This window comes from Idiomarina xiamenensis 10-D-4, from assembly GCF_000299895.1.
Taxonomy (GTDB): Bacteria; Pseudomonadota; Gammaproteobacteria; order Enterobacterales; family Alteromonadaceae; genus Idiomarina; species Idiomarina xiamenensis.
Window position 1 is genome coordinate 1 of sequence record NZ_AMRG01000040.1, and the last position, 1,623, is coordinate 1,623.

Below are 1,623 nucleotides of genomic sequence, written 5' to 3' on the forward strand. Positions count from 1 at the left end.
ACAAATCAATGGTATTAAAACAGCCATTGGCAGAGTGGTTGCTAGTGCTGTTGTCGGTGGAACGCTCTCTAAAATCACAGGAGGCAAGTTTGCTAATGGCGCGAGCAGTGCTGCTTTTGCTAAAGCACTAGGAGAAACTAGAAGTCATTATCGAAATCAAGCTTCTGCCAAAGTTAATAGATCAAAAGTCTTAGAGCTAAGTTCGATGACAGGGGAAAGTGCTAGTTTATTTGATGGGAAAGTAGAAGTTGCTGAGTGGGGAGCTTTAGCTGGAGACGTTTCAGGTGACGATTTGGCAACCGTTAAAGGCAGTTTAGATGATATTTTTGCTTCAGAAGGTGGAAAAGAAATAATTGAAAAATTATCAGCTAAATCACCATTAAAGATTCTTTTGAATAATATTGGAGAAAATTTTGGTCGCTTGAATGGAAGGATAATGACAGTAGATCTGAATACCAATTTAAGTTTCTATAACTTAGCCAGTGAGATAATGCCTTTAACACGGTTTTCATTAACTAGAATAATAGCTCATGAAATGGGTCATGCAGTTATGGGAATCGCTGATACTAATAATTCTAATGTTTTATTTACAGATAAAATCATGTCAGAAATTAATGGCACTCAGAGGCAGCAATATAGCAATGCTTGTACTATAAACTCGCAAGGATCCTGTATATGATTAAAGTTATCTTCTTGTTGTTTGTTAGTGTGTTGTCTTTAAATGTAAGTGCTGAGCAATATGTCTATGAATCACTTGGCCAGCCTAGTATAAGCATCGACATGAAAAATAAAATCTTCATGATAGATGATGCTGAAGGACGATTAAAATCATGTGAAATTAATGGGCTTGAGTTGTGTTTTAAAATAGGAAAAGCTTTTATCGCGATTCCAGATGATCATAAAACCCCTCTTAAAATAAATTTACCTGGAGGGGCGGAATTGGTTTTCTTACCCATTGTGAAATCAATTTCGGTGTTAGGAAAAAAAATTGAAGGATTTGAAGTTGATATTCATAACTCAAAAGGCCGAGATCTTGATTCTTCATTGTTTTTTAACTCGGAGCATGGAGTTTTGATGTTTGTTTTTGATGGAAATGTTTATTGGTCTTCTAGCGTGAAAGGTTTGGCGAGCAAGGTCAATAATTAATGGTTCTTATCATGTTCACTACTGTGATTTTTTAACTGTAGTTCTACTCGGTGTTAAATTAATTTTGGGAGTAAACTAAACCGAAAAAAACTAAGTTCATCGGTATCTTAGTTTTTTTTAATGTAGGGGGTAATTATCTGGGATGGTGTTAAGAGCAATTTATTTTTTCTGTCTGTGTCAGCACTGCCTACGGAAAAAGCCAGTCAAATGTCATTATTTTAACTGTTTAATAAGCCTCAAATTATTTCAATGAGAGGGTAATATTGATTTGCTATTTATCATTGATCAGACTATGAGTTCGCCAGTGTTACATATGATGAAACTGCCAGTAAATTAGGAAAGGAGTTGAGACCGTAGTTTTTTTGTCCACCTAGAAAATCAAAGGATAATTCACTGAATTAGTTAGCTACTTCTAGATTCAACTAATAGTCTGGTTATTGTCGAAAATGGGCAGGGTGCTCGCGATACCTATATCTT

Annotated in this window: 2 protein-coding genes; both read left to right on the forward strand. The window is 35.4% G+C overall.

What is annotated here, in order from left to right; genetic code table 11:
• A partial coding sequence (locus A10D4_RS14210; RefSeq protein ID WP_008490124.1) for a hypothetical protein occupies positions 1 to 679 on the forward strand: 679 nt, incomplete at its 5' end.
• Positions 676 to 1,146, forward strand: coding sequence for a hypothetical protein (locus A10D4_RS13260; protein ID WP_008490125.1), 471 nt, complete (start codon positions 676 to 678; stop codon positions 1,144 to 1,146). The genes A10D4_RS14210 and A10D4_RS13260, both read left to right, overlap by 4 nt.
• The last annotated feature ends 477 nt before the right edge of the window (positions 1,147 to 1,623 follow it).

Coding starts and splice junctions, on each gene's coding strand:
- A10D4_RS13260 (WP_008490125.1), top strand. CDS start 676: ATGATTAAAGTTATCTTCTTGTTGTTTGTTAGTGTGTTGTCTTTAAAT.